Source organism: Polaribacter aquimarinus, from assembly GCF_003129485.1.
GTDB lineage: Bacteria > Bacteroidota > Bacteroidia > Flavobacteriales > Flavobacteriaceae > Polaribacter > Polaribacter aquimarinus.
In genome coordinates this window covers 1-5,481 of record NZ_QFFG01000010.1, presented here as the reverse complement: position 1 = coordinate 5,481, position 5,481 = coordinate 1, and the positions used below count along the sequence as shown (strand labels likewise).

Sequence of the window (5,481 nt, the reverse complement as noted above, 5' to 3'; positions counted from 1 at the left end):
CCTAAATAGCATATTAAATAAAAAAATAAAAGCTCAAAAAACGAATGAATAGATTTTTGAGCCTAGAAAAATATTGTAAAAATTTAACGAAGAATTTATTTGTTTTTTAACTCAGTTCTTTGTTGTAAACTGTGCTTTATTTGTTTTTTATTCTATTTACTTTGACATAAAACCAAGGTACAGGTTCAAATCCATTAGATTCGTCATTCATATATTCCATTAGTTTGTCCCAATTCTCATAATTTTCTATAAGTCCAAATTCATTTATTTTAATTCCGAATTTTTCTTTCAAATCGTTTGACAAGTCGTGGCAATGAAAAGAATGAAAATCTCCGCCAAGTTCAATTCCAATTATGTCGTAACCTAAAAACTCGTCTTTTTCTAAATCAAGCTCTTTGTTTTTAAGTTTGTTATAAATTCCGATTTCTCCGCTAATCGATTCAGTCGGTTTTGTCATTTCCAAAGCTTCGTCGAAGTCAGATTCAGGAAAGCTGATACTTAATATTTCAAAGTCGGAATCTTTAGGAAAGAACTTTTCTTTGTATTCGGTCAATGTTTTTAAATCCGAAAAAGTATTTATCCAACCAAGTTTGTTTTCATTCAGTTTTTTGTCAGCCCAAACTTGAATTTCCTCAATATTTTTGTTAGTCAGATTAAAAGTCACTTTAGTTTCATCAAGTTCTTTCTTTTCGGTTGAAGCCCAAGAAATTGCCCAAGAGTCAAAAAAAGAGTCGTTTATACAACGACTACAAGTATAGATGTCAGAACCTTTAATCGTTCCATATTCGACAGGTTTTAATTTAATCAGATAATATGCTCCAATATAGTACTTCACTCGGTTTTCAGCATTGTTTACAACGGTTTGGGCTATGTTTTAGTTGCGGTTATTTTAAGCTAAAAGTAAGCAAAAAAAACAAACAACTACGGATTTGCGTATTTTTCCGAAGGAAAAATACATTAGCAATTAAATATAGCCGGTGTTGTAATTAGTAGATTTTTTCAATTTATGATTCAATTTTTTTTCATTTTTATTCAAATTCTGTTTTTGAGAGAAAATTCCACAATTTTTTTCAATTCCATAAGAAGCTAAACACCAGCATTTCATTTCCACGTTTTGCTATGATTCCCACGTTTTACTATTCAGGTTTTGAGTAAATTTCAGCATATTTATTTCTCAATTTATTAAAAACTCAAAGTTAGTGAGAGACTGTTCAACAGTTTGTAATTCCATTTTTTTCGCATTTTTAATTCCCACGTTTTAGTATTTTCCAACATTAAAAAAACTCCAATTTTTAAGTTTCAGAGTGAATTCCACACTATTAATTACAACGGTCTCGTATAACCGTCAGTTACGGGTTAATATTCGCAGACTTTTTGGTTTAGCACAGGCTTTAGCAATTCCGAGTGGATTCGGACGTAGTCGAATCCGCCGTAATTGCGGTTATACATTGTTGGCAATAGTTATTTCTTTTTTAAAATTTTGAATTTTATCATAATCTTCAATTTTTAGGATTTCCAAAAGATGTAACCAACTTATAATTCCTCTTTTATGATAATAAATAAAAGTTTCATTAAAGAATTCAATTTTTTCAGATTCTGTTTGTAAAAAGTTACATTTTATTTTTTCTCCACTTTTTAAGGTTAACAAAAACTGGTTATCAAGTCCGTTTGATAAATGAGGAGAAAACTCCAACATTGAATTTACAAACATTCCCTTAATGTCATAAGCATTAATAAATTCAATTCTTTCTATTTGTTCAAGATTATATTTGTCATTCCCAATTTCAATTTGTTTTTTCCAAAAAGTCAATTTTCCGTCATATTCTCCTATTTCTCTTTCATATCTGAAAAATGTACTTATCATTAGTCCAATTATATAGATTACTCCCAAAATCAAAATTCCAGTTTCCCATCCTCTGAAGTTAAATTCGTATGACTCTTTCAAATAGTAGATTAGAAATATTAAAATTGTCCAAGAAACAGCAATAATATTTTCAGTCGAAATATAAATTCCTTTTTTCTTTTTAAAAATTTTCAAACTTCTTGGGTTCATTTTAATTATTGCCAACGGTCTCGGCTATGAGTAGTTGCGTGGGTTAGCACTTAACTTTGCAAGTACACACCAAACTGAAAATCCGCGAGGATTTTCAGAAGTAGGCGAGAACCAGCAATTACTTATAGCCATTGTTGTGCTTAGTTTTTATTTCGTTTCGTACCAATCTTTTTGGTCTAAATATTTGTCAAATTCCTTATCATTCATTTTGAACAAAATCTTTGAAAAACTCCTCGATTCCGAAATTCCTTTTTCATTTAGAAAATCGGTTATTGAATAACGAACAAAATCGTGGTCGATATCATCCATTTTCAAAGTCGAATATCTTTTTCTGGATTTAGGATATTGTTTCCAAAACCTCTTATAATCGCTATAAATTTGGTCTGTTACTTTTGATATAATTTCATAGAGCAAGTCAGTTGGGATTTGTTTGTCCGCAAGTCCCACATAATACTCTTCAATTTTTGAGTAAAATTCCCTTTTAGGTTCAATCTTATTTTCAGTTTTCCAAAATAGCATTTAATTCAGCTGTAGTTCGATATTTTCGTGTTCTTCAATGATTTCAATTATTCGGTCGTAATATTTTAATTCCGATTTGCTTTTTTCACTTAGGTGCCATTTTAAGATATATTTTCGTCAACATCGTGAACACCAAATCCACCATAAAGGACATCGTTAAATGCGTTCAGATTCCGTCCAATTTTCCAATTCAGTCCGAAAGTCATTTTCGATTCTATTTCTCGATAAAATCCTTTCATATTTGAAAATTTATTTCCGTTTATCTCTATTATTCGCATTTCGGTAAATTAAGCACAACGTTTCTGTATAAGAATAGTGCGGTTTTGCGTGCGAGGAATTTCCGCAGGAAATTCAGAAGTAGCAAAATTGGACTATTCGTTGATTTAGCACTAAACTACGCATTATTTTTATACGTTGTTGCCTACTGTAGTTTTTTCGTTTTTACTTTCTTAAAATTCTAAAAAAAAATCGCGAAAAACAAACTAGCCAAAAATTCAGACGCATTTATTCCGTTCAGATTTTCAATTCCGCAAACTGGCTCAATTCCGCAAGAGTGAGTATTCAGCGTTCAGATCTGATTTCCGAAACGTTTATAAATTCCGTATGAGTGGTAAGTCCGCAACAGGCTAAATTCAGATTTCGAGTAAAAAATTCAACGTAGAGGTTGGCAAAAGTCAGATGATTTTGAATTCCGTATTGCTTGCGCTTGAGTGGATTCCACTATTGTAGGCAACGTTTCTGTATAAGCTTTGTTGCGGGTTTGTCACACTAAAAGTAAGTAAATAATTACGGATTAGAAAGTTCGCGAGAACTTTCCCAAGTTGGCAATTAGCTAGCAATACAGCTTATACCTTGTTGTGCCCAGTTATTTTAATCTATAAATTGTTTTATTTCTTTCACCAATTTTCTCAAACAATTCAAATTCAACTCCTTTTTTTAAATCTCTACTTGCTGTTGCAGAAGATATATCTTTAAAAATATTCATATAATCTTTACGAGTAAATTCAATTTTATTCAATGAAATAAAGTATTCTAATCTTTCCTTCTCGCTTAAGGTTCTATCATTGAAATTAAGTAATTGACTGATTGAAATGTCAATTACATTAAGCATATATTCAATAAAATTTGTTGAATTTCCAGATTTATCACTTTCAGCTAAAGCTTTGTAATATTTTTCTTGGTCTTCGCTGATTAAAGTTTCAAAAGGCAAAAATTCAAATAAAGGATATTTTTCCATAAGAATTAAAGTTTGCCATAATCTTCCCATTCTTCCATTTCCGTCTAAAAATGGATGAATAAATTCCATCTCATAATGAAAAACACAACTTTTTATTAATTCAATTTCATTTGAAGTTTTTAAGTAGTCAAAAAGATCTTTCATTAAGAAAGGGACATTTTCAAAAGGAGGTGCAAGATGTTCTACTTTTGAACCTTTTACTATTCCAACTCCTTGATTTCTGTACTTTCCTGATTTTTCAACTAAACCTTCCATTAAGTCTTTGTGGGCTTTTAAGAAAGATTTTTCATTCGATGGTTTATATTTTTCTAAATTCTCATAAATTTTGATAGCATTTAATACTTCAAGTACATCTTTTTTTGGACCAAGAACTCTTTTGTTCTCTAGCAATGCTGTTATTTGTTCTTCAGTTAAAGTGTTTCCCTCAATTTTTAGAGAGGAATGAATAGTTTTAATTTTATTCTGCTTTCGCAATTTAGGTGAAGGTCTGTTTAATAAACTTGCATTAACTTCTCCAATTTTTTCAGAAATAGAAGTTATTAACTTTAATATTGATGATGTTATTTCGTAAGGTGGTTTCATTCTTGATACTATCATTTGATAGTATCAAATATAATATCATTTTCCTGAATTTCCTTTGTTTAAGTGACTTTTTTAATTGGGCACAACGGCTCTGTATAAAGTTTGTTGCGTTGTTTTCAAGCTAAAAGTAAGCAAATTTTACTGAATAGAAAGTCTGCGAGGACTTTCGCAAGTGAGCCAAAAGCCAGCAATAAGGTTTATAATTTGTTGTGGTGTCGTTTTATTATTTTTTCGCTTAAATGTTCAGCGAATTGAGTTTCACAATAGACTTGATGTCCTTTATCTGACAGGATTTCATATTCAAGTTCCATATTTTCAAACCAATCTACCGTAGGTTTATATTCGTCATTTTCCCCAAAGTAAACTTCTAAATATCCTTTAGGTCTTTCAGTTTCATTTCTAAGTCTTGTTGATGAGACACAGACTAATGACTTTATATTATCAGTTTTAATACCGAAATTCCAAGCAATTGTTCCACCAATGCTAAATGCTAGAATATTCACCTTTTGTTTTTCACTCTCAACTAGCTTATCTATTGCTTTTTCTATTCCACCACTTATAAACTGTTTATGTAAGTTTTCTTGTGTATAATTTGATATATCAATTTGTCCAAGTTCGCAACTATCGTAAAACAAAACATCAAATTTTGTCTCTAAAATTCGAGTATAATTAATTAACCATTCAGATTTTTCCCTACCCCACAAATCTGAAATTATTATTATTCGTTCTTTCATAAACACTTTTTTCAAATGCACCACAACGGTTTTGTGTATGATTAGTGGCGTGTTTAAGCACCTAATTTAGCAAATAAAAACCGAATAGAAAATCCGCGAGGATTTTCGTAAGTAGGCGAGGACTAGCCATTAATTATACACGTCTTAAGTTTGTCTTTTACTAATTTTGATATATAATCAGAAAGAATAAAAGAGAGAATTAAGGTTAATATACACGGTGAAGCTTTATACTTCGACAACATTGGTAATCCTCTCTCTTTTCTACTTTTAAACACGTTCAGTTCTGTGAGACCTAGATCTCGATTTCAAGTTGTTGTGCTTATAAGTAGCTTATTCTTTCATAAATCATTTCTTAT

The 5,481-nt window shown here is 30.5% G+C and carries 6 protein-coding genes; all 6 read right to left on the bottom strand.

Annotation, left to right across the window (positions count from 1 at the left end; genetic code table 11):
• Positions 1 to 136 precede the first annotated feature (136 nt).
• On the bottom strand, positions 137 to 835 hold the full coding sequence (locus DIS07_RS14870) for a hypothetical protein (RefSeq protein ID WP_109406058.1): 699 nt from the start codon (positions 833 to 835) through the stop codon (positions 137 to 139).
• 606 nt (positions 836 to 1,441) lie between these two features.
• On the bottom strand, positions 1,442 to 2,053 hold the full coding sequence (locus DIS07_RS14865) for a hypothetical protein (RefSeq protein ID WP_109406057.1): 612 nt from the start codon (positions 2,051 to 2,053) through the stop codon (positions 1,442 to 1,444).
• Between the two features lie 147 nt (positions 2,054 to 2,200).
• Complete coding sequence (locus DIS07_RS15130) at positions 2,201 to 2,572, bottom strand: hypothetical protein (protein ID WP_181374618.1); 372 nt, start codon at positions 2,570 to 2,572, stop codon at positions 2,201 to 2,203.
• A gap of 101 nt (positions 2,573 to 2,673) precedes the next feature.
• A complete protein-coding gene (locus tag DIS07_RS15155) occupies positions 2,674 to 2,850 on the bottom strand; it encodes a barstar family protein (protein WP_219930530.1) in 177 nt (58 codons plus the stop codon).
• Positions 2,851 to 3,437: 587 nt separating this feature from the next.
• On the bottom strand, positions 3,438 to 4,391 hold the full coding sequence (locus DIS07_RS14850) for a Fic family protein (protein WP_092581038.1): 954 nt from the start codon (positions 4,389 to 4,391) through the stop codon (positions 3,438 to 3,440).
• A gap of 197 nt (positions 4,392 to 4,588) precedes the next feature.
• Positions 4,589 to 5,125, bottom strand: coding sequence for an alpha/beta hydrolase family protein (locus tag DIS07_RS14845; protein ID WP_109406055.1), 537 nt, complete (start codon positions 5,123 to 5,125; stop codon positions 4,589 to 4,591).
• Between the last annotated feature and the right edge of the window lie 356 nt (positions 5,126 to 5,481).